This window comes from Methylomonas sp. Uni0011 (genome assembly GCF_056850255.1).
Map to the genome: position 1 here is coordinate 140061 of NZ_JBVVNO010000003.1, position 20754 is coordinate 160814.

At 51.8% G+C, this 20754-nt stretch carries 20 protein-coding genes and 5 tRNA genes; 21 read left to right on the forward strand and 4 right to left on the reverse strand.

What is annotated here, in order from left to right; all coding sequences use genetic code 11:
- The first annotated feature begins 40 nt into the window (after positions 1-40).
- Positions 41-985 carry a cation diffusion facilitator family transporter gene (locus AC0IM9_RS05885; protein ID WP_482803399.1) on the forward strand — a complete coding sequence of 315 codons (945 nt, stop codon included), beginning with the start codon at positions 41-43 and terminating at the stop codon, positions 983-985.
- A gap of 5 nt (positions 986-990) precedes the next feature.
- On the forward strand, positions 991-2379 hold the full coding sequence (locus AC0IM9_RS05890) for a sigma-54-dependent transcriptional regulator (RefSeq protein WP_482803400.1): 1389 nt from the start codon (positions 991-993) through the stop codon (positions 2377-2379).
- Here AC0IM9_RS05890 and AC0IM9_RS05895 read toward each other — a convergent pair.
- The 4 genes from AC0IM9_RS05895 to hemA are packed head-to-tail and all read right to left on the reverse strand — an operon-like array spanning position 2376 to position 5999.
- Positions 2376-2801: a M67 family metallopeptidase gene (locus AC0IM9_RS05895; RefSeq protein ID WP_445372545.1), complete on the reverse strand. Its 426-nt coding sequence runs from the start codon at positions 2799-2801 to the stop codon at positions 2376-2378. The genes AC0IM9_RS05890 and AC0IM9_RS05895 overlap by 4 nt on opposite strands.
- Positions 2798-3664 carry a peptide chain release factor N(5)-glutamine methyltransferase gene (gene prmC, locus AC0IM9_RS05900; RefSeq protein WP_482803401.1) on the reverse strand — a complete coding sequence of 289 codons (867 nt, stop codon included), beginning with the start codon at positions 3662-3664 and terminating at the stop codon, positions 2798-2800. Before prmC ends, AC0IM9_RS05895 begins: the two co-directional genes overlap by 4 nt.
- The gene (gene prfA / locus AC0IM9_RS05905) at positions 3657-4742 is read right to left on the reverse strand and encodes a peptide chain release factor 1 (protein ID WP_140910793.1); all 1086 of its coding nucleotides are present in this window, start codon (positions 4740-4742) and stop codon (positions 3657-3659) included. Before prfA ends, prmC begins: the two co-directional genes overlap by 8 nt.
- 6 nt (positions 4743-4748) lie before the next feature.
- Complete coding sequence (gene hemA, locus AC0IM9_RS05910; protein ID WP_482803402.1) at positions 4749-5999, reverse strand: glutamyl-tRNA reductase; 1251 nt, start codon at positions 5997-5999, stop codon at positions 4749-4751.
- Between the two features lie 147 nt (positions 6000-6146).
- Between hemA and AC0IM9_RS05915 the strand changes: the two genes are divergently transcribed.
- The 19 genes from AC0IM9_RS05915 to rpoB all read left to right on the forward strand — a co-directional run bounded on the left by AC0IM9_RS05915 (position 6147) and on the right by rpoB (position 20749).
- Positions 6147-7871: a tetratricopeptide repeat protein gene (locus AC0IM9_RS05915; protein ID WP_482803403.1), complete on the forward strand. Its 1725-nt coding sequence runs from the start codon at positions 6147-6149 to the stop codon at positions 7869-7871.
- Positions 7871-8440 (forward strand): lipoprotein insertase outer membrane protein LolB, encoded by a 570-nt coding sequence (gene lolB / locus AC0IM9_RS05920; RefSeq protein ID WP_482803404.1) that lies wholly within the window; start codon positions 7871-7873, stop codon positions 8438-8440. The genes AC0IM9_RS05915 and lolB overlap by 1 nt, the downstream gene beginning before the upstream one ends.
- Positions 8437-9312: a 4-(cytidine 5'-diphospho)-2-C-methyl-D-erythritol kinase gene (gene ispE / locus AC0IM9_RS05925; protein WP_445372548.1), complete on the forward strand. Its 876-nt coding sequence runs from the start codon at positions 8437-8439 to the stop codon at positions 9310-9312. Before lolB ends, ispE begins: the two co-directional genes overlap by 4 nt.
- Positions 9313-9321: 9 nt before the next feature.
- A tRNA-Gln gene (locus AC0IM9_RS05930) sits at positions 9322-9396 on the forward strand.
- Positions 9397-9431: 35 nt separating this feature from the next.
- On the forward strand, positions 9432-10385 hold the full coding sequence (locus tag AC0IM9_RS05935; RefSeq protein WP_140910788.1) for a ribose-phosphate diphosphokinase: 954 nt from the start codon (positions 9432-9434) through the stop codon (positions 10383-10385).
- Between the two features lie 46 nt (positions 10386-10431).
- Entirely contained in the window at positions 10432-11028 is a 597-nt protein-coding gene (locus AC0IM9_RS05940; RefSeq protein ID WP_140910787.1) for a 50S ribosomal protein L25/general stress protein Ctc, read from the forward strand.
- Between the two features lie 16 nt (positions 11029-11044).
- Positions 11045-11602: an aminoacyl-tRNA hydrolase gene (pth, locus tag AC0IM9_RS05945; RefSeq protein WP_482803405.1), complete on the forward strand. Its 558-nt coding sequence runs from the start codon at positions 11045-11047 to the stop codon at positions 11600-11602.
- A 62-nt stretch (positions 11603-11664) separates the two neighbouring features.
- A tRNA-Tyr gene (locus AC0IM9_RS05950) sits at positions 11665-11749 on the forward strand.
- Between the two features lie 19 nt (positions 11750-11768).
- A tRNA-Gly gene (locus AC0IM9_RS05955) sits at positions 11769-11842 on the forward strand.
- Positions 11843-11861: 19 nt separating this feature from the next.
- Positions 11862-11937, forward strand: a tRNA-Thr gene (locus tag AC0IM9_RS05960).
- A gap of 35 nt (positions 11938-11972) precedes the next feature.
- Entirely contained in the window at positions 11973-13163 is a 1191-nt protein-coding gene (gene tuf, locus AC0IM9_RS05965) for an elongation factor Tu (protein WP_140913950.1), read from the forward strand.
- 36 nt (positions 13164-13199) lie between these two features.
- A tRNA-Trp gene (locus tag AC0IM9_RS05970) sits at positions 13200-13275 on the forward strand.
- 37 nt (positions 13276-13312) lie between these two features.
- Positions 13313-13693, forward strand: a complete 381-nt coding sequence (gene secE, locus AC0IM9_RS05975) for a preprotein translocase subunit SecE (RefSeq protein ID WP_278209464.1) — start codon at positions 13313-13315, stop codon at positions 13691-13693.
- Positions 13693-14226, forward strand: a complete 534-nt coding sequence (gene nusG / locus AC0IM9_RS05980; protein ID WP_140914202.1) for a transcription termination/antitermination protein NusG — start codon at positions 13693-13695, stop codon at positions 14224-14226. Before secE ends, nusG begins: the two co-directional genes overlap by 1 nt.
- A 98-nt stretch (positions 14227-14324) precedes the next feature.
- The gene (gene rplK / locus AC0IM9_RS05985) at positions 14325-14756 is read left to right on the forward strand and encodes a 50S ribosomal protein L11 (protein WP_140914201.1); all 432 of its coding nucleotides are present in this window, start codon (positions 14325-14327) and stop codon (positions 14754-14756) included.
- The gene (rplA, locus tag AC0IM9_RS05990) at positions 14756-15451 is read left to right on the forward strand and encodes a 50S ribosomal protein L1 (RefSeq protein WP_140914200.1); all 696 of its coding nucleotides are present in this window, start codon (positions 14756-14758) and stop codon (positions 15449-15451) included. The genes rplK and rplA overlap by 1 nt, the downstream gene beginning before the upstream one ends.
- A 180-nt stretch (positions 15452-15631) precedes the next feature.
- Positions 15632-16126: a 50S ribosomal protein L10 gene (rplJ, locus tag AC0IM9_RS05995; protein WP_140914205.1), complete on the forward strand. Its 495-nt coding sequence runs from the start codon at positions 15632-15634 to the stop codon at positions 16124-16126.
- 48 nt (positions 16127-16174) lie between these two features.
- Complete coding sequence (gene rplL, locus AC0IM9_RS06000) at positions 16175-16546, forward strand: 50S ribosomal protein L7/L12 (protein WP_064022735.1); 372 nt, start codon at positions 16175-16177, stop codon at positions 16544-16546.
- Positions 16547-16672: 126 nt separating this feature from the next.
- Positions 16673-20749 carry a DNA-directed RNA polymerase subunit beta gene (rpoB, locus tag AC0IM9_RS06005; protein WP_482803406.1) on the forward strand — a complete coding sequence of 1359 codons (4077 nt, stop codon included), beginning with the start codon at positions 16673-16675 and terminating at the stop codon, positions 20747-20749.
- Positions 20750-20754 lie beyond the last annotated feature (5 nt).

A 20754-nucleotide genomic window follows, 5' to 3' on the forward strand; every position in this document is an offset into this window, starting at 1 on the left:
AGTCTGCTAAAATTCGATTCTTTATGCATGTCCTCCGCTAATGGCTAACGCACCGAAATCTCTCGCCGCCTACGGTTGGCTCTCCATCGCCGCAGCCGTGTCTACCATCGGCCTGAAAAGTTACGCCTATTGGCTGACCGGTTCGGTGGGCTTACTGTCCGACGCGCTGGAATCTGTAATCAATTTGGTGGCGGCGGTGATTATGGTCGCGGTGTTGAGTATTTCCGCGCGGCCGCCGGACGATACCCACGCCTACGGCCATGAGAAAATCGAGTACTTTTCCAGTGGTGCCGAGGGTGTGATGATTCTGTTGGCGGCGTTCAGTATCGGTTTTTCGGCGTGGGAGCGTTTATGGCACCCGCAGGCTTTGCAACAACTGGACTTGGGTATCGCGGTCTCGGTGTTCGCGTCGTTGATCAATCTGGCGGTAGCGCGGGTACTGATCGGTGTCGGGCGGAAGCGGCAGTCGATCACCCTGGAAGCCGACGGCAAGCATTTGATGACCGACGTCTGGACCACGGTCGGCATCCTGGTCGGCATCGCCTTGATCTCGGTGGGTAACCGCTTCGAAGCCAGTTTGAATCTGGCGCAAAGTTTGGGTATGACCGGCTGGGAAATTTTGGATCCGTTGCTGGCGATCGGCGTGGCCTTCCATATCGTCTGGGCCGGATTGCAGTTGATCCGGCGTACCGTTTCCGGATTGCTCGATGCGGCGTTGCCCGCAGACGAAGTGAAAGCCATCATCGCGGTGTTGGAGCAATATGTTGCCAGCCATGCCATCGCTTATCACGCCTTGCGTACCCGTTACGCCGGCGCTCGTCGCTTCATGTCGGTACATGTACTGGTGCCCGGCCAATGGAGCGTGCAGCAGGGTCACGATTTGCTGGAGGATATCGAGCGGCAAATCATGGACAATTTGGACAATATCGATATCGATACCCACCTGGAACCCATCGAAGACCTTGCCTCCTGGGAGCATAAATAAAGCCTATGCCGGATACGCTGTTAATCATTGAAGACGAGGCTCTGCTCGGTTCCGAGCTGGCGCGTTTCTTTCGGAAAAAAAATTGGGAAGTTACCGTTAGCGAGAATCTGCAGCAAGCCGAGCGGCATTTGCTGAGCCAGACTACCGACCCGTTGGTGGTGTTGTCCGATATGAACTTGCCGGACGGCAATGCCCTGGATTTGTTGGAAAGAATCAAGGACAAGATTGGCAGCAGCGAATGGGTGTTTTTGACCGGTTACGGCGGAGTGGCCGATTCGGTGCGGGCGGTGCGGCTGGGGGCTTACGATTTCGTCGAAAAGCCTTGCGAACTGGAGCGCTTGAACCTGTTGGTCGAAGGAGCGGCGCGCAGTGCTCGAGCCCAGCGCCAGGTGCAGCAGCAAGCCATGGCCCGCAACAGCAAGCATACGGTGGATGCCCTGGTCGGCAGTAGTCAGGCCGCCACTTTGCTGCGGACTATGATTTCGCAAGTGGCGAAAACGCCGTTTTCCAGTTTGATCATTTCCGGCGAAACCGGCACCGGCAAGGGTTTGATTGCACGCATACTGCATGCGTCCGGCAACCGGGCCAATGCGCCGCTGGTCGAAGTCAACTGTGCCGCGCTACCGCGCGAGTTGCTGGAATCGGAATTATTCGGTTATGAAGCCGGTGCTTTTACCGGCGCCAAAAAGCGCCATCGCGGCTTGTTCGAGCAAGCCCACACCGGCACGCTGTTCCTCGACGAAATCGGCGAGATGGATCTGGATTTGCAGACCAAGTTGCTGAAGGCGGTGGAAGACCTCCGGATTCGGCGGTTGGGCGGAGAAACCGAAATTGCGATAGACGTGCAAATCGTCGCCGCCACCAATTTGAATTTGCTGCAAAAAGTCGAGCTGGGCTTGTTCCGCAGCGATTTGTATCACCGCTTGAACGTGATGAGCTTGCGGGTGCCGGCGTTACGCGAGCGCAAGCAGGATTTGGACGAGCTGGTGCCGTTTTTTGTCGCCGAGAGCAACCGCAAGTCGGCGAAAAATGTCAGCAAAATTTCCAAACAGGCCTGGGCTTTGTTGAAGGCTTACGATTGGCCCGGTAACGTGCGCGAACTGCGGAATGTGATCGAGCGTTGCGTATTGCTCGCGAGCGACGAAAATTTTCCGGAGCATTGGCTGCAACTGCCGAATGCGCCGAGCAGCCCGACCGTGCAGCAAAACGAAAACGGTATTTTCCTGCCGTTGGACGGCAGCCTGAGCCTGCACGATATGGAGAAATACTTGATCCAGGAAGTATTGAACCGCACCGACGAAAACGTCACCGCCGCGGCTCGGATGCTGGGTACCACCCGCGAGACTTTGCGTTACCGGGTACAGAAATATAACTTGAAGTGCAAGGGCTCCTAGGCTTCGATCAGATTCAACACGGCTTCGGTGACGCTATTGCCGTCGATTTTGAAACCGCGCATTTCCAATACGCCTTTGGTGTTCAAGGAAATAATCAGATTCAGCGCATTCGGATAAGCCGCTTCGGCAATGTCGGTGGCCGAGGGCGTGGCCGGCGTGTCCGGATGCGAGTGGTAAATCGCAAACAGGCTTTCGCCGTTTTCCCGCATTTGTTTCATCGCCGCGATTTGTTCGGCGGCATCCAGTAAAAACCGGCGTTTCGGGTCGGCGGCGCCGTTATTGACCGGATAGCAAGCGACCGGTTTGCCGCTGGCGTCGGCGCCGATCAAGCCGCAGACTTCCGCTTCCGGGGACAGTTGCGCCAGATGCAACAGTTGGTTGGTTAATTTGCGCGGCAGGCTGATTTCTAAAGTATTGGTCATGGATTCCATACCCCTCTGGTAACGCGAGGATTATTTGCTAAATCGTGGTGCGTGGCGACGTGCCGGTAACCGAGCGCCGCTAAGATTGCCCGGACATCGGCCGCTTGATTGTAACCGTGTTCGAGCAATAGTTGACCATGCGGTTTCAAACGACTGCGAGCCTGCTCGGCGATCAGGCGGATATCTTTAAGGCCGTTTTCGGCGCTGATCAAAGCGTTGGCCGGTTCGAAGCGAACATCGCCTTGCCGCAGATGCGGGTCGTCCGCCGCGATGTAGGGTGGGTTGCTCACTACCAAGTCAAAATCGGATTCGGCTATGTCCGCAAACCAATTCGAAACGGCGAAATTAACGTTAGCCACCTGCAGCCGTCCGGCATTGCGTTGGGCCGTCTCCAGTGCCGCATAGCTGACATCCACACCGACTACATGCGCCAGCGGGCGCTCGACGGCGAGGGTGATGGCCAATATCCCGGAGCCGGTGCCCAGATCGATGACTCGGCAAGGGCGATCGGTCGGCAGCAAGTCGAGGCTAAGTTCGACCAGCAGCTCGGTATCCGGGCGCGGAATCAGCACCTCCGGACCGACCAGAAACTCGCGCGACCAGAATTCTCGGTGGCCGGTCAAATAGGCCACCGGAACACCTTGCCGGCGCTGCTCGAGCAAACGGTGGAATTCCGAGGTCTGCTCGGCATCCGGACAGCGTTCCGGCCAGGCGCGCAGAAACGCCCGCGGTTTATCCAGACAATGGCAGAGCAGGACTTCGGCGTCGAGTTGGGCGGTTTCGGAGCTGTCGGCCAATGCCGCTGCGGCGGAAGCCAGCAACTCGGCGATGGTTTCCGGCCGGACGCGATCGCCGTCAAGCATTGCCTAGCTGGGTCAGCAATTCTGCTTGGTGTTCGTGGATCAGCGGTTGGATGACTTGGTCCAGCGCCCCTTCCATGATGTCTTCCAGTTTGTACAAGGTCAGGTTGATGCGGTGGTCGGTCAGCCGGCCTTGCGGGTAATTGTAAGTGCGGATGCGCTCGGAGCGGTCGCCGCTGCCGACCTGCAATTTCCGGCTTTCCGACTGTTCGGCGTGGATTTTTTCCTGTTCGGCGGCCAATAAGCGCGCCTGCAATACCGACATCGCTCTGGCCCGGTTTTTGTGCTGCGAACGTTCGTCCTGGCATTCCACCACGACGCCGGTTGGGATGTGGGTGATGCGGATGGCCGAGTCGGTACGGTTGACGTGCTGGCCGCCGGCGCCGGAAGCGCGGTAGGTGTCGATGCGCAAATCGGCCGGGTTGATCTCGATTTCGTCGACGCTGTCGACTTCGGGCATGATCGCCACGGTGCAGGCCGAGGTATGCACTCGGCCTTGCGATTCGGTTTCCGGTACCCGCTGCACGCGATGGGTGCCGGATTCGAACTTCAATTGCGAATATACGTTCTGGCCGGCCACGCGCATGATGATCTCTTTATAACCGCCGTGTTCGCCGCGGTTTTCGTTGATGATTTCGACATTCCAGCCCTGACGCTCGGCGTAGCGTTGGTACATTCGCGCCAGATCGCCGGAGAAAATCGCCGCTTCGTCGCCGCCGGTGCCGGCCCGGACCTCCAAAAAGACGTTGTGATTATCGTTGGGGTCTTTCGGTAGCAACAGGATTTGTAGTTCTTGTTCCAAGGCCTCGCGCCGGCTGTCTGCCGCAGCGATTTCTTCCTTCGCCATCTCGCGTAGCTCCGGATCGCTGTCCTTGGCCATTTCCCTGGCCGATTCCAAATCGGTTGCGTTATCTTGATATTGTCTATAGCAGGCGACGATCGGTTCCAGCTGAGCGTATTCCTGGCTCAGGCTGCGAAATTGGTTTTGGTTGCTTTGCACTTCCGGTTGGGTGAGCAGCGCGGTAATTTCTTCGAAGCGCTCGCCGAGGTTTTCCAGCTTGGTTTGTATCGAGGGTTTCATCAACGGTTATCTTAATTTGAAAATTTCGCGCGAGGCGGCGATCAGGTCGTGGCGTTCGTTGGCGCCGGCGTCGCGCAGTTGCGCGCAGGGCGTGTGGATCAATTTGTTGGTTAAGGTATGGGCTAAACGTTGTAACACGTCTTCGGCATTTGCGCCGGTATTTAGTTGGGCCAGGGCTCTTTGCAGTGCCTCGTCGCGGGTCTTTTCCGCTTGCGCTCGGAAATCGCGGATGGTTTCCTGAGCGCCCTGCGAGCGCAACCAGGCCAGAAAATGTTCGACTTGGGTGTCGATGATTTCTTCGGCTTGTTCCGCCGCGCGGCGGCGCGAGTCCATGTTCTGGTTGACGGTATGTTGCAGGTCGTCGACGGTGTACAGGTAAACGTCGCGCAATTGGCCGACTTCGGCTTCGATATCGCGCGGCACGGCCAGATCGACCATGAACATCGGCTTGTGTTTGCGGATTTTGATTGCGCTCTCGACCCGGCCCTTGCCCAGGATCGGTAACTGGCTGGCGGTGGAGGAGACGACGATGTCGGCTTCGGCCAGATGGTTGGGCAGTTCCGCCAACGAGATAGCGTAGCCGTTGAACTGGGTGGCAAGTACGTGCGCTTTGTCGTAGGTGCGGTTGGCGATGATGATCCGACCTATGCCGTGTTGGAACAAATGGCGGGCCGTGAGCTCTATGGTTTCGCCGGCTCCGATCAGTAGCGCGGTTTGGTCGCTTAGCTTGTCGAAAATTTGCTGAGCCAGTTGTACTGCGGCGAAAGCGACCGAGACCGGGCTGGAGCCGATTGCGGTGTCGGTACGCACCTTTTTAGCAGCGGAAAAGGTATGCTGGAACAACTTACTCAGATTGCGACCCAGCGTGCCGGCTTGAGATGCCGCGTGATAGGCGGTTTTCATTTGGCCTAAAATCTGCGGTTCGCCGAGTATCATCGAGTCCAGGCCGCACGCGACGCGGAACATGTGGCGAATCGATTGGCTGTCTTTGTAGCTATAAAGGTAAGGTGTAAATTCGGCGGGCGTGATCCGCTTGGTGTCGGCAATCCACTCCACCAGCGAGCTTTGGGCGTCGTGTTCGGCCTGACAATATAATTCGGTGCGGTTGCAGGTTGAGAGTATCGCGGCCTCGCTGATTTCACGGATGCTCCACAGATTTTTCAGCGTGGCCTCCAGGGCTTCCGACGGGAACGCCAGCCGTTCGCGAACGGCGACCGGCGCGGTGTTGTAATTTATCCCTACGGCGAGAAGAGTCATCGAATACGCATAAACACTTAAGAAAATTCCTGTATTTTAAGGAATGCGCAGTTTTTGTCCAAATCCAATCAAACAGCGGTCCGACTCGCCGGGGTTTTTCTGGTAATCTATAAAAAACAATTTTCTGAACACAGGTCGATTGATTGCATGAATAAATGGATAGCCATAGCAATAGTTTTGTCTGCAGCGGGATGTGCTGTTGCGCCTGACAAGGATGCTGCGGTCGAGAATCAGCCGGCGAAGGTTGATGGCCTGCAAAGCCGGGTTAACCGCAACACCGTCATTGACGAAGAGGTTTTATACCTGTTGATGGCGGCTGAGTTGGCGGGCCAGCGCAACCAGTACGATTTGGCGATGGATGCCTATTTGCAGGCCGCAAAGCGGGTCGACGATCCGCGAATTGCCGAAAGAGCAGTGAAAATCGGTTTGTTCCTAAAGGATGAGGCGCGGACGCGGGAAGCGTTGACGGTTTGGTTGTCTAAGGACGGCAAAAATTTGGCAGCCAGAAAGTTTGCGGTGTTGTTGGCTATTAAGAATTCCGATCATAAGGCAGCGCTGGATAATCTCGACGCGATGTTGGCCGACGATCCTGCCGGTTTTGAAGCCGGATTGCTGGAGATGAGCAAGCTGCTTGAAAAAGAGGGGCGGACTCAGTTTACTTACGATGTGTTGGATGAGTTGGCGCAAATGCGTCCGGCGCATGCCGGCATCTTTTTCGTCCAGGCGGTATTGGCTTCGGTATTGCAGCAGAGCGAACTGGCCCAACAAAAAATCAGTCAGGCCTTGTTGTTGGAGCCCGATTGGAACAAGGCGGTTATTTTTCAGGCGCAGTTGGCGGGTCGGGCGGGCGACTTGGCTAAGGCCAGAGAATATCTGGAAAAAGCCGTGAAACAGGCGCCGAACGACAAACAGCTCCGAAAAATGTTGTTGGAGGTTTTGGTTAATAGTCGCGATTATGACGACGCGATCAAGCTTTGCCAGTCAGTGCTTGAAGATAAGCCGGACGATCCGGAGACCTTGTTTGCTCTGGCTTTGATTCATATGCAGCTAAACCAGGTAGATAAGGCCGAAAACACTTTGGAGAGGTTGTTGCCCAATCCGGACTGGGAAGGCCAGGCTAGCTTTTACCTGGGCAAAATAGCGCTGGAGCAACAGCGTCCGGAAAAAGCTTTGGCTTGGTTCGACCGGGTCGAAGAGGGGAGTTACGCTTTCGACGCCGACATGGCCGCAGTCTCACTTTTAATGAATCAGAAGCGATTGGATGATGTCGAAGCGCGAGTCAATCGGATGGATGTCAAATATCCGGAGCAGCGTTTGCGGATACTGATGGTAAAGGCCGAATTGTATAACCAGTCCGGGCGCTATCAGGATGCGTTCGATGCTCTGACGTCAGCGTTGAAAGAGGCGCCGGATAACCGTGACGTGCTTTACGCTCGGGCTCTGGTGGCTGAGCGTTTGGATAAGCTCGACGTGCTTGAGGCAGATTTGCTGAAGATTCTGGAGAAAAAGCCGGAAGACGTCGCGGCTCTGAATGCTTTGGGTTATACCTTGGTCGACCGAACCCAACGTTATGATGAGGCCGCCAAATATCTTGGAAAGGCCATCGAGTTGCAGCCGGAAGAACCGGTGATCGTCGATAGCTACGGTTGGTTGCTCTATAAACAAGGCAAGTTGGAATTGGCCTTGGAATATTTGCGTAAAGCCTACGACAAGCAGCCTGAAAATGAGATTGCCGCCCATATTGCCGAGGTGTTGTGGGAGATGGGTGATAAAAAGCAGGCCAAGGAATTGTTTGACGCCGCTTTTAAAAAATCTCCAGAGGACGAATATTTGCTCGAATTCAAAAAGCGCTTTCTGCATAGCGGCCAATAATGATGATTCTGCGTGGGCTGGCGGTGTGTTGTATTTTGGCGTTGTCAGCTTGCTCGCTGGTTTCAGAGTCGGAAGTAAACGTTTATCGTCCCTTTGAAACCCATGCCTTGCAGGCTCACGGTCGTTGGGCATTCTCGGGAAGATTGGCGGTTGCCGATGAGCGAGAGTCGTTTTCTGCATCGGTCAATTGGCGGCATCTTGGCGGCAGGGATGATATCGAGTTGTTGGGGCCGTTGGCGCAGGGGCGTTTGGCGATTAGTGTGGTCGATGGCGCTGTCACAATCGACGATGGCGAGAATCGGCAAGAATTTTACGGTTCGGCAGAGCAGGTTTTGTCGGAGCGGTTGGGAGTGGTGATGCCTGTCGACTCGTTGAGGTATTGGGTATTCGGGATTCTCGATCCGGGTTTGCAGGGCGTCGAATTGGATGGTGGTTTTATGCAGGCGGGTTGGAGGGTCACTTTTAGGGACGTGTATAAGGTAGCGTCGGATTCTCTGCCTAAGAAAATCAATATTGAAAAAGATCGTACAAAAATAAAATTGATAGTGGATCAATGGGATTTGTCGTGACTGAAAGTCAATTAAATTCGAAGGGATGGGGCGAGAAGTGGCCAGCTCCGGCAAAACTAAACCTGATGTTGAGAATTATCGGCCGTCGCCCGGATGGCTATCATTTGTTGCAAACGGTGTTCCGAATTATCGACTTGTGTGATTGGATTAGGTTTAGTCCTGCGGAGGATGGCAAAGTCAGGCTCCGTAACCCGATTCCTGGGGTGTCTGAGAGCGATGATTTGACTGTTCGTGCTGCTAATTTACTCAAAGAATATACTGGAAGCCGAGAGGGTGTGTGGATTGAAATTGAAAAGAATCTTCCAATGGGCGGTGGATTGGGGGGTGGAAGTTCGGATGCTGCCACGACGCTACTGGTACTAAATAAGCTTTGGGGATTGAACCTTTCTCTTGAGACTTTAATGGAGCTGGGGTTGCGATTGGGCGCCGATGTGCCTGTTTTTGTGTTTGGTCGAACCTCTTGGGCTGAGGGAGTTGGAGAAAAGTTGACTGAGGTGAGCGTTCCAGGCAGGTGGGTTGTTGTGATTAAGCCGGATTGCCACGTAAACACCAAACAAATTTTTTTGGCTAATGGGTTGACAAGAAATAGTAAACCAATCAAAATGACTGACTTTCTTGCAGGGGATGCAAGGAACGATTGTCTTTCGGTTGTGAGTGAGTTGTATCCTCCGATTGTAAAGGCTATTCATGCTTTGTCGGAATTCGGAGAGGCTAAGTTAACCGGTACCGGTGCCTGTGTTTTTGCGGAATTTGATTCCGAAGATGCGGCAAAGTGTGCGTATTCTGGGCTGATTGAAGAGTGGATGGTTTATCTCGCCAAGGAGGTGGATAAGTCGCCGCTTCACGTTAAGTTGGAACAGGGAGTGTTTTAAGTCAAATATTGGGCTGTCGCCAAGCGGTAAGGCACGGGGTTTTGATCCCCGCATACCTAGGTTCGAATCCTAGCAGCCCAGCCATAATTTCCAAATTTAAATCCCTTGGGAGTGCTTTAATGCGCGAGGCTTCGGTAATGGTATTCTCTGGCAATGCCAATAAGGCTTTGTCTGAAGGTATCGTGAAAAAGCTGAACATGCGCCTTGGCATGGCTAGTGTCGGTCGCTTTAGCGATGGCGAGATTTTTGTAGAGATCCAGGAAAACGTTAGGGGAAGGGATGTCTTTGTAATTCAGCCAACCTGTTCTCCCACCAACGAAAATTTGATGGAGTTGTTGGTGATGATCGATGCTCTTCGGCGCGCCTCTGCGGCCCGGATTACTGCAGTGATGCCTTACTACGGCTATGCGCGGCAGGATAGAAGGTCTCGGTCTGCGCGAGTGCCGATTACGGCGCGTTTAGTGGCCGACATGATAGGCAATGCTGGTGCTGATCGAGCCTTAACTGTAGATTTGCACTCCGACCAGATTATGGGTTTTTTCGGAATTCCGGTCGACAATGTATATGCTTCTCCAATTCTGCTTGGCGATATATGGCGGCAAGAATATCCGGACTTGATTGTGGTGTCGCCGGATGTTGGTGGTGTGGTGAGGGCTCGAGCAATTGCAAAGCGCTTGGGTGATGCGGACTTGGCGATTATCGATAAGCGCCGCCCTCGGCCTAACGTGTCTGAAATCATGCACATTATCGGTGATGTCGACGGTAGGACTTGTGTGATGGTCGATGATCTGGTGGATACTGCTGGTACGCTGTGTCACGCCGCTGCGGCATTAAAAAAGCACGGGGCAAAAAAAGTTGTGGCTTATTGCACTCATCCGGTGCTTTCTGGAGCTGCGGCTGAAAATGTCAAGCAGTCGGTGCTTGATGAGCTGGTCGTCACAGATACGATTCCCTTAACCGATGAGTTGTTGGGTGTCAGTAAAATCAGGCAGTTGAGTGTCGCTGAAATGTTGGCTGAAACCATAAGGCGAATAGCGGTTGGAGAATCCGTAAGTTCGTTATATGTTGATTAAATTGAGAATTAAAGTAGTGCTTGTGTGGCAAGCGTGAGGAGAAATAATGGCAAACGTGTTTGAATTTATTGCAGAGGCTCGTGTTGGTGTTGGTAGTGCTTCGGCGAAAGCGGTGCGTCGGCAAGGTAAGGTTCCTGCGGTTATTTACGGCGGTTCTGCTTCTCCTTTGATGCTGGTTCTTGATCATAACGAGGTCGTTAAGCATCTGGCTCACGAAGCGGTTTACTCTCATGTTCTGGATGTGATGGTTGATGGTGCGGCCGAAAAAGCGGTGCTGAAGCACATCCAGCGTCACCCGGCTAAGCCTCAGATTTTGCATATGGATTTCATGCGTGTCGATGAGTCTCACAAGCTGAAGGTTCATGTTCCGTTGCATTTTGTTAACGAGGCTGTGTGCGTTGGCGTTAAAAAAGGTGGGGTTGTGACGCATGCGATGACTGATGTTGAGGTTATATGCATGCCTTCTGTGTTGCCCGAGTTTATTGAGGTGGATTTGGCAGCTATCGATATCGGTGAGACTATTCATTTGTCTGACTTGGTGTTGCCTGCTGGCGTAGAGTTGCCTGCTTTGGCTCATGGTTCTGAGCACAATCATCCTGTGGCTCAGGTTGTTAAAACCAGGGGTGCTGAAGAATCTGTGTAATTGCCAAAGTCATTGAATGATTAGGTTGATTGTTGGTTTAGGTAATCCTGGTCAGCAGTACGAAAGAACCCGGCATAATGCCGGGTTTTTGTTTGTGGATCGTTTGGCTGAAGTGCATGGAGCGCGCTGGTCTCGCTCGGCTCAGTTTCAAGGGGATGTTGCAGATTGCAGCATTGGTCTTGGTAGGGTGTTGTTGCTGAAGCCAGTGACCTTCATGAACAGAAGTGGTGCATCGGTTGGTGCTCTGATGCGGTTCTATAAGATGGATTGCAGCGAGCTTTTGGTTGTTCATGATGAGCTTGAGTTGGCGGAAGGCGTGGTGAGGCTCAAGCGCAATGGTGGTCATGCTGGGCATAACGGTCTGAGAGACATAATATCCAACACTGGAACCAAAGATTTTTTCCGGTTGCGGATTGGTATAGGTCGGCCGACTGAGGGAGGGGTGGCTGATTACGTTTTGTCTGGTTTTTCTAATGGCGCGATGCTCAGGTTTATGGCTTTGTGCGATATGCTGCTCAAGGATGTTGAGGCGCTGGTAGCTGGTGATTTGGCGCGAATTAATTCGCTTGCGTAAGAAGCAGTACAAAAAAGCTTGACCTCTTTTGTAAAAAAGAGGAAAATTGACCGAATAAGTACGGAGGGGTTCCCGAGCGGCCAAAGGGATCAGACTGTAAATCTGCCGGTTCTACCTTCGGAGGTTCGAATCCTCCCCCCTCCACCATCTAATTTTGAGGAATCCTGCGGGTGTAGTTCAATGGTAGAACTCCAGCCTTCCAAGCTGATTGCGTGGGTTCGATTCCCATCACCCGCTCCATTCTGAGTAGGTTGTTTTTGCTCATATAGCTCAGCAGGTAGAGCACTTCCTTGGTAAGGAAGAGGTCACCGGTTCAAATCCGGTTATGAGCTCCAGTTTATTTTGATCGTATTGTTGTAGGTGTTTCGAAATGGCTAAAGAAAAATTTGAAAGAAAGAAACCGCACGTAAACGTAGGAACGATTGGCCACGTTGACCACGGCAAAACAACCTTGACTGCTGCGCTGACCAAGGTTATGGCCGAGCTGCAAGGTGGCGAAGCAAAAGCGTTTGATCAAATCGACAATGCTCCCGAAGAGCGGGCGCGCGGTATCACCATTTCGACCTCACACGTAGAGTACGAGTCAGCCAATCGTCACTATGCGCACGTTGACTGCCCGGGTCACGCTGACTACGTCAAAAATATGATTACCGGTGCGGCGCAAATGGACGGTGCTATTCTGGTTTGCTCCGCGGCTGACGGTCCGATGCCGCAAACGCGCGAGCACATCCTGCTGTCTCGCCAGGTAGGCGTTCCATACATCGTTGTGTTCTTGAACAAAGCGGACATGGTCGATGATGCCGAGCTGATTGAGCTGGTTGAAATGGAAATTCGCGAACTGTTAAACCAGTACGAATTCCCGGGCGACGATACCCCAATCATCGTTGGTTCTGCGCTGAAAGCGTTGGAAGGTGAGCAAAGCGAAATTGGTGTTCAGTCGGTTGTTAAGCTGGTTGAAGCTCTGGATAGCTATATTCCTGAGCCGCAACGCGCAATCGATGGCAAATTCCTGATGCCAATCGAAGACGTATTTTCGATTTCCGGTCGTGGTACGGTAGTAACCGGCCGTGTCGAGCGCGGTATTATCAAAGTCGGCGAAGAGGTTGAAATCGTTGGTATCAAAGATACCGTGAAAACCACCTGTACCGGTGTTGAAATGTTCCGCAAATTGCTGGATCAAGGTCAGGCTGGCGACAACGTGGGTATCCTGCTGCGTGGCACCAAGCGCGACGACGTAGAGCGTGGTCAAGTATTGGCTCACGTAAACAGCATCAAGCCACACTCGCACTTCAAAGCCGAAATCTACGTATTGTCGAAAGAAGAGGGTGGTCGTCACACGCCATTCTTTAACGGTTACCGTCCACAGTTCTACTTCAGAACCACCGACGTGACTGGTGCGGTTGAGCTGCCTGAAGGTGTTGAAATGGTAATGCCAGGTGACAACATCTCGGTCACAGTAAAATTGATCTCACCGATCGCGATGGAAGACGGCTTGCGCTTCGCAATTCGTGAAGGTGGCCGTACCGTCGGTGCGGGTGTTGTGGCTTCTATTGTCGAGTAATTCTCGGTTTTTGGCTGAAAGTACATTTTCTGAAATAGGTCAGTAGTTCAATTGGTAGAGCAGCGGTCTCCAAAACCGCAAGTTGGGGGTTCGAGTCCCTCCTGGCCTGCCACTCAGGAAATTATTTCAATTTATTTCAAATCTGATAAATGAACGCACACGCAGAAGAAGTCACCTCTGTAGGTGATATTGTAAAACTGTCATTGTCTTTGCTGGTTGTCGTAGCGAGCGTTGTCGCGTTCTACTATTTTTCCGACATTCCGCTGCTTTATAGAGTCCTGGCTTTGTTGGCTTTGCTGGTTGCGGCAGCTGGTCTTTGCTTTGCTACGGCCAAAGGGCGTGGATTGTGGGGTTTTATTTTAGAGTCAAAACAAGAATTCAAGCGAATTGTTTGGCCAACAAAAGACGAAGCCGTTCGCACGACGCTAATGGTGTTCTTGATGGTCTTTGTGGTCGGCTTGATACTCTGGTTGCTTGATATGTTTCTGTTTTGGGGTGTCCAGCTACTGATGGGCCAGGGAGTTAAGTAATGTCGCTTCGCTGGTATGTCGTTCACGCATATTCCAATTTTGAGAATAAAGTAAAGCAAGCTCTGGAAGAGCGAATCAAGCGAGAAGGCTTGCAAGAATATTTCGGTAAAATCCTTGTGCCGACCGAAGAGGTTGTTGAAATGAGGATGGGGCAGCAGCGTAAAAGCGAGCGGAAATTCTTTCCGGGTTACGTGCTTGTCCAAATGGAATTGAATGACGAGACGTGGCATCTTGTTCGGAATGTGCCTAGAGTTTTAGGCTTTATCGGTGGTGCTTCGGATAGGCCCTCGCCTATCTCAGAGAAGGAAGCGATGGCGATATTGAGCAGGGTTGAAGAAGGTGTCAATAAGCCGCGGCCTAAAGTGTTATTTGAAGTGGGCGAAGTAGTAAGAATCATAGATGGTCCATTCAAAGACTTTAACGGCAATATCGAAGAAGTAAATTACGAAAAAAGCCGTTTACGGGTTTCTGTTTTGATTTTTGGTCGTTCTACTCCTGTTGAGCTTGAGTTCGGCCAAGTCGAAAAAATTTAATTCAGTGATGTTTCATTAAAAATCCCTGCCATTCGCGTGGCCGGGATTTTTGTTTCTTGGGGAGCTTGTAAAGCGCTATAACCCGTTCGGAGTATAAGATGGCAAAAAAAATTGATTCCTATATCAAATTACAGGTAAAGGCTGGTGAGGCTAATCCGAGTCCGCCAGTCGGGCCAGCGTTGGGTCAACGGGGCGTCAATATTATGGAGTTCTGTAAGGCGTTCAATGCCAGGACCCAGGATGTGGAAAAGGGCTTGCCTTTACCTGTTGTAATCACTGTCTACAGTGATAAAAGTTTTACTTTCGTTACTAAAACCCCACCAGCTTCCATATTGCTGAAAAAAGCAGTTGGCATTAAAAGTGGAAGCAGCAAGCCAAATTCCAATAAAGTTGGCACTGTCACCAGAGCGCAATTGGAAGAAATAGCGAAAACCAAGATGGAAGACTTGAATGCAGCTGATATGGAAGCTGCGATCAGAATTATCGCGGGAAGCGCTCGTAGCATGGGCTTGAACGTGGAGGGCGTGTAATGGCTAAAATTTCGAAAAAAGCTAAAGCAATTAAAGAAAAGGTTGTGCGTAGCAAACAATATTCTGTTGGCGAAGCGGTGGCTCTGCTGAAAGAATTTGCTAATAGCAAATTTGATGAATCCATTGATGTCAGTGTTAACTTGGGCGTCGATCCGCGCAAATCTGACCAAAACGTGCGCGGTGCTTCTGTTTTGCCTCATGGTACAGGGAAAACAGTAAGAGTTGCTGTTTTCACTCAAGGGCCGAATGCTGATGCTGCACGCGAAGCAGGCGCTGACGTAGTTGGAATGGACGATCTTGCCGAACAAGTAAAACGTGGTGAAATGAATTTCGACGTTGTTATTGCTTCTCCAGACGCTATGCGCGTCGTTGGTCAGTTAGGTCAGATATTGGGTCCAAGAGGCCTGATGCCAAACCCGAAAGTGGGCACTGTTACCCCGGACGTCGTGACGGCGGTAAAAAACGCAAAGTCTGGTCAAGTCCGATATCGTACCGATAAGGCTGGCATTATCCATTGTTCAATCGGTAAGGTTTCGTTTGACGAAAATGCGCTCAAACAAAACCTCGAGTTTTTGATTGCCGATTTGAAAAAAGCCAAGCCGACTGCGGCAAAAGGTATTTATCTGAAAAAAATCTCACTGTCTTCGACCATGGGGCCGGGGCTGTGGATCGATCAAGCTAGCATCGAGATTTAATTTTCAAAAACTTTGGGTTGCCGGACTAAACCGGCAACCGTCAAAGACCGTAGGGGCTTAGGCTTAATTATCCTACGCAGACGGGAGCTGGAACCAAAAGGTGAAAGATACCCGTAAGGGGCATCGCAAAGATGCGTTTTATTGATTCTGATGAAAATCAGAAACACACCGGAGATAGATGTGGCACTCAATTTAGATGGCAAAAAAGTTGTCGTAGAGGAAGTTGCTGAATTCGCCGCTAAAGCCCTTTCTGCGGTAGCCGCAGAATATCGTGGTTTGACTGTTACTGAGCTAACCAAGCTTAGAAAAACCGCGAGAGAGACGGGTGTTTATTTGCGAGTCGTAAAGAATACGCTGGCAAAACGCGCAGTCGCCGGAACCGAATTCGAATGTATGCAAGATGGGTTGGTTGGGCCACTGATCTTGGCTTTTTCGATGGAAGATCCAGGCTCTGCCGCTCGGCTGGTGAACGATTTCGCGAAAGAAAACAACAAGCTCGTCGCCAAAGTGGTAGCGATCGGCGGCCAAGCGTTTGGCGGATCGGAGCTGGAGCGGTTGGCGAGATTGCCGACACGCGATCAAGGTATCAGTATGCTGATGTCTGTAATGAAAGCCCCTGTCGAGAAATTGGCTCGTACATTGGCGGCTGTCAGAGACGAAAAAGAAGCGGCATAAATTCGCAACCTACGATATACAACTTTTAAATATTAGAGGACTAATAAAATGGCAATTTCAAAAGAAGACATCTTAGAAGCAGTTGCGAATATGACTGTGATGGAAATCGTCGACCTGATTTCCGCGATGGAAGAAAAATTTGGCGTTTCTGCAGCCGCTGCGGTCGCAGTTGCGGCACCCGCTGCAGCTGCGGCTGTAGTTGAAGAACAAACCGAGTTCGATGTAATTCTTACAGGTTTCGGCGATAACAAAGTCGCTGTAATTAAAGCAGTTCGCGGTCTGACCGGTCTGGGTCTGAAAGAAGCTAAAGACGCCGTAGAAGGCGCTCCAACCACATTGAAAGAAGGCGTCAGCAAAGCTGAAGCTGAAGCAGCTAAGAAGGAACTTGAAGAAGCTGGCGCAACCGCCGAAATTAAATAAGCATCTTGATTGCTGCATATCTGGCGTAAGCCTACCAAACCGGGCTGACGGCATCTTGCCGTCGGCCTTTTACTGCTTGTAAAAAGCAGTACAAATAATCTCTGACGACGAAGGTATAGAAGCAATATGGCCTATTCTTTTACCGAAAAAAAGCGTATCCGTAATAATTTTGGGAAAGGTACAGAGGTACTTGACGTCCCATATCTCTTAGCGACACAAATAGATTCCTATGCGAATTTCCTGCAGTCCGGTGTGGAGCCCGATAAACGGCGAAGCCAAGGATTGCATGCTGCGTTCTCCAGCGTATTTCCGGTGGTCAGCCACTCCGGTTACGCCGTATTGGAATATGTTAAGTATCGCTTGGGAGAGCCTGCTTTTGACGTAAGAGAATGTCAGCAACGCGGTGCGACGTTTTCGGCGCCGCTCAGAGTGTTGGTGCGTCTGGTCATTTACGATAAGGATGCGCCCGCCAATACGAAAGTTGTCAAGGATATTCGCGAACAGGAAGTCTATATGGGTGAACTGCCCTTGATGACTGACAATGGCACTTTCGTAATTAACGGCACCGAGCGAGTTATCGTTTCCCAATTGCATCGGTCGCCCGGTGTATTCTTCGACCACGACAAAGGCAAAACTCATTCATCTGGAAAGCTGCTATTTAACGCGCGGGTAATTCCGTATCGCGGCTCTTGGTTGGATTTCGAGTTCGATCACAAGGACGCCGTATACGTGCGTATCGATCGGAGACGTAAAATCCCAGCCACTATTTTATTGAGAGCGTTGGGATACGAAAACGAAGAGATGATCAAGATTTTCTTCGATACCAATAAGTTCTCTTTAAGCGCCGATAAATTGATGTTCCATCTGATTCCTGATCGCTTGCGCGGCGAAATGGCTGTGTTCGATATCAAGTACGACGGCAAGGTGTTGATCGAAGAGGGCCGGAGAATTACCGCGAAGCATGTTCGGCAGTTGGAAAAAGCTGGCGTCACCGAAATCGAAGTGCCTCGCGACTATTTGTACGGCAAAATTCTGGGACACAACGTTATCGACAAGTCAACCGGCGAATTGCTGGCCAGCGTCAACGATGAAATTACCGATAACCTGCTGCAAAAACTGATCGACGCCGACGTGCCCGAGATTAACACTCTGTACGTAAACGATCTGGATCGTGGGCCTTACATTTCCAATTCAATGCGTTTGGACACCACAACCAATCGGTTGGAAGCGTTGGTTGAGATATATCGGATGATGCGCCCGGGCGAACCGCCTACCGTGGAGTCGGCCGAAAATTTATTTGAAAACCTGTTTTTTACCGACGAGCGTTACGATCTGTCTGCAGTCGGACGAATGAAATTTAATCGCCGTTTAGGTCGGGAAGAGACCGACGGTCCCGGTACCCTTAGCAAAGAAGATATTATTGATGTCCTGAAGGAACTGATTAAAATCCGGAACGGCAATGGCACCGTGGACGATATCGACCATTTGGGAAATCGTCGCGTCCGCTCTGTCGGTGAAATGATCGAAAACCAATTCCGCATCGGTTTGGTGCGGGTCGAGCGCGCAGTCAGAGAGCGCTTGACCCTGGCCGATTCTGAAGGCTACATGCCACAGGAAATTATCAACGCCAAACCGGTGTCGGCGGCAGTGAAGGAATTTTTCGGCTCCAGCCAGTTGTCGCAGTTCATGGACCAAAACAATCCCCTGTCACAGGTGACGCACAAACGCCGGGTGTCTGCCTTGGGTCCCGGCGGTTTGGCCAGAGAGCGCGCGGGCTTCGAGGTTCGCGACGTTCATACCACGCACTACGGACGGGTTTGTCCAATCGAGACGCCCGAGGGCCCGAATATTGGTTTGATTAACTCGTTGTCTGTTTATGCCAGAACCAACGAGTACGGTTTCCTGGAGACGCCTTACCGGAAGGTGGTGGACGGCAAAGTGACCGATCAAGTCGATTACATTTCCGCTATTGAAGAAGGCGAATATGTCATCGCTCAGTCCAGCGTGGCTGTCGACGAGAACGGTAAATTGGTAGAAGGCCTAGTGTCGTGCCGTTATAAGGACGAATTTACCTTGGCCTCTTCAGAAACCGTGCAGTATATGGATGTGTCCTCCAAGCAGATCGTTTCTGTAGCGGCATCGATCATTCCGTTCTTGGAGCATGACGACGCTAACCGCGCCTTGATGGGCTCTAACATGCAACGCCAAGCGGTTCCGACTTTGCGTGCGGAGAAGCCTTTGGTCGGTACCGGTATGGAGCGGGTTGTAGCAAAAGACTCCGGGGTGACGGTGGTTGCTACCCGTGGCGGTAGGGTCGAAGCTGTCGATGCCGGCCGGATCGTGGTTCGTGCCAACGACGACGAGACGGTCGCCGGCGTACCGGGTGTGGATATCTATAATTTGATCAAATATACCCGCTCCAACCAAAACACCTGTATCAATCAAAAACCATTGGTCAAACTGGGCGACATCGTTAACAAGGGCGACATCCTGGCCGACGGCCCATCCACCGATTTGGGTGAGCTGGCATTGGGCCAAAACATGTTGATCGCTTTCATGCCATGGAACGGTTACAACTTCGAGGACTCGATCCTGGTATCGGAGCGGGTCGTGAAGGAAGACCGTTTCACGACGATTCACATCGAAGAAAAAACCTGCGTGGCCCGGGAAACCAAACATAGTCCGGAAGAAATCACAGCCGATATTCCAAACGTCAGCGAGGAAGCGCTTTCCAAGTTGGACGAGTCGGGGATTGTTTATGTCGGGGCCGAAGTGAAAGGCGGCGACATTCTGGTCGGTAAGGTAACTCCGAAAGGCGAAACTCAGCTGACGCCCGAAGAAAAGCTGTTACGGGCGATTTTCGGCGAGAAGGCTGCCGATGTGAAAGATACTTCTTTGCGGGTGCCAGGCAACGTTCGCGGTACGGTGATCGACGTACAAGTCTTCACTCGCGATGGCGTTAAGAAAGACAAACGAGCGCTGGAAATCGAAGAAGCGGAAATCAAGCGTTACCGTAAAGATTTGGATGACCAGTTGAAAATCGTAGAACACGATATTTTCGCCCGGGTTAAGACGCTGCTGACCGGTAAAAAAGCCGAAAAGGGACCGAACGGTTTGAAAAAAGGCGAGGAAATCAGTGCCGATTATTTGGATCAATTGACTCATTCCGAGCTGCTGAAAATCAGAACGCTGGATGAAGACGCGAACCTGCAATTGGAAACCGTTGCCGAGCAGGTCGAACAGCAGCGTAAGGAATTCGACGAGCGCTTCGAACAGAAGAAGAAAAAAATCACAATGGGTGACGATCTCGCTCCAGGCGTGCTGAAAATGGTCAAGGTTTATTTGGCCGTGAAAAAACGCATCCAGCCTGGTGATAAAATGGCCGGCCGTCACGGTAACAAAGGGGTTATCTCGCAAATCGTGCCGATCGAAGACATGCCCTACACGGCCGATGGCAACCCGGTCGACATTTTGCTCAATCCGCTCGGCGTACCCTCGCGGATGAATGTAGGGCAGGTGTTGGAAACCCACTTGGGCTGGGCGGCGAAAGGTTTGGGTATCAAGATCGGCAAAATGTTGGAGGCGCAAGCCAAGGTCGCTGAAATTCGCGGTTTCCTGGAAAAGATTTATAACTGCAGCGGCAAAAAAGAAGATTTGAGCCTGTTCAGCGATAAAGACATTTTGGAATTGGCGCTGAATTTGGTCAGCGGTGTACCGATGGCAACACCGGTATTCGACGGTGCTTCCGAAGAAGACATTCGTACCATGTTGCGGCTTGCCGATTTACCGGAGCATGGCCAAACGGTGCTGTACGACGGCCTTACTGGGGAACCGTTCGAGCGCGAAGTGACGGTAGGCTATATGTATATGCTTAAACTGAACCACTTGGTGGACGACAAAATGCATGCCCGTTCGACCGGTCCATACAGTCTGGTGACCCAGCAACCGTTGGGCGGTAAAGCCCAGTTCGGTGGCCAGCGCTTCGGCGAGATGGAGGTTTGGGCATTGGAAGCCTACGGCGCAGCCTACACATTGCAGGAAATGTTGACGGTCAAGTCGGACGACGTGACAGGCCGAACCCGAATGTACAAAAACATTGTCGACGGCAACCATTCCATGGAAGCCGGCATGCCGGAATCGTTTAACGTATTGGTCAAAGAGATACGTTCCTTGGCGGTAAATATCGAGATGGAACAAGAGTAGTCGGT

Coding starts and splice junctions, on each gene's coding strand:
- AC0IM9_RS05885 (WP_482803399.1), top strand. CDS start 41: ATGGCTAACGCACCGAAATCTCTCGCCGCCTACGGTTGGCTCTCCATC.
- AC0IM9_RS05890 (WP_482803400.1), top strand. CDS start 991: ATGCCGGATACGCTGTTAATCATTGAAGACGAGGCTCTGCTCGGTTCC.
- AC0IM9_RS05895 (WP_445372545.1), bottom strand. CDS start 2,801: ATGACCAATACTTTAGAAATCAGCCTGCCGCGCAAATTAACCAACCAA.
- prmC (WP_482803401.1), bottom strand. CDS start 3,664: ATGCTTGACGGCGATCGCGTCCGGCCGGAAACCATCGCCGAGTTGCTG.
- prfA (WP_140910793.1), bottom strand. CDS start 4,742: ATGAAACCCTCGATACAAACCAAGCTGGAAAACCTCGGCGAGCGCTTC.
- hemA (WP_482803402.1), bottom strand. CDS start 5,999: ATGACTCTTCTCGCCGTAGGGATAAATTACAACACCGCGCCGGTCGCC.
- AC0IM9_RS05915 (WP_482803403.1), top strand. CDS start 6,147: ATGAATAAATGGATAGCCATAGCAATAGTTTTGTCTGCAGCGGGATGT.
- lolB (WP_482803404.1), top strand. CDS start 7,871: ATGATGATTCTGCGTGGGCTGGCGGTGTGTTGTATTTTGGCGTTGTCA.
- AC0IM9_RS05935 (WP_140910788.1), top strand. CDS start 9,432: ATGCGCGAGGCTTCGGTAATGGTATTCTCTGGCAATGCCAATAAGGCT.
- AC0IM9_RS05940 (WP_140910787.1), top strand. CDS start 10,432: ATGGCAAACGTGTTTGAATTTATTGCAGAGGCTCGTGTTGGTGTTGGT.
- pth (WP_482803405.1), top strand. CDS start 11,045: ATGATTAGGTTGATTGTTGGTTTAGGTAATCCTGGTCAGCAGTACGAA.
- tuf (WP_140913950.1), top strand. CDS start 11,973: ATGGCTAAAGAAAAATTTGAAAGAAAGAAACCGCACGTAAACGTAGGA.
- secE (WP_278209464.1), top strand. CDS start 13,313: ATGAACGCACACGCAGAAGAAGTCACCTCTGTAGGTGATATTGTAAAA.
- nusG (WP_140914202.1), top strand. CDS start 13,693: ATGTCGCTTCGCTGGTATGTCGTTCACGCATATTCCAATTTTGAGAAT.
- rplK (WP_140914201.1), top strand. CDS start 14,325: ATGGCAAAAAAAATTGATTCCTATATCAAATTACAGGTAAAGGCTGGT.
- rplA (WP_140914200.1), top strand. CDS start 14,756: ATGGCTAAAATTTCGAAAAAAGCTAAAGCAATTAAAGAAAAGGTTGTG.
- rplL (WP_064022735.1), top strand. CDS start 16,175: ATGGCAATTTCAAAAGAAGACATCTTAGAAGCAGTTGCGAATATGACT.
- rpoB (WP_482803406.1), top strand. CDS start 16,673: ATGGCCTATTCTTTTACCGAAAAAAAGCGTATCCGTAATAATTTTGGG.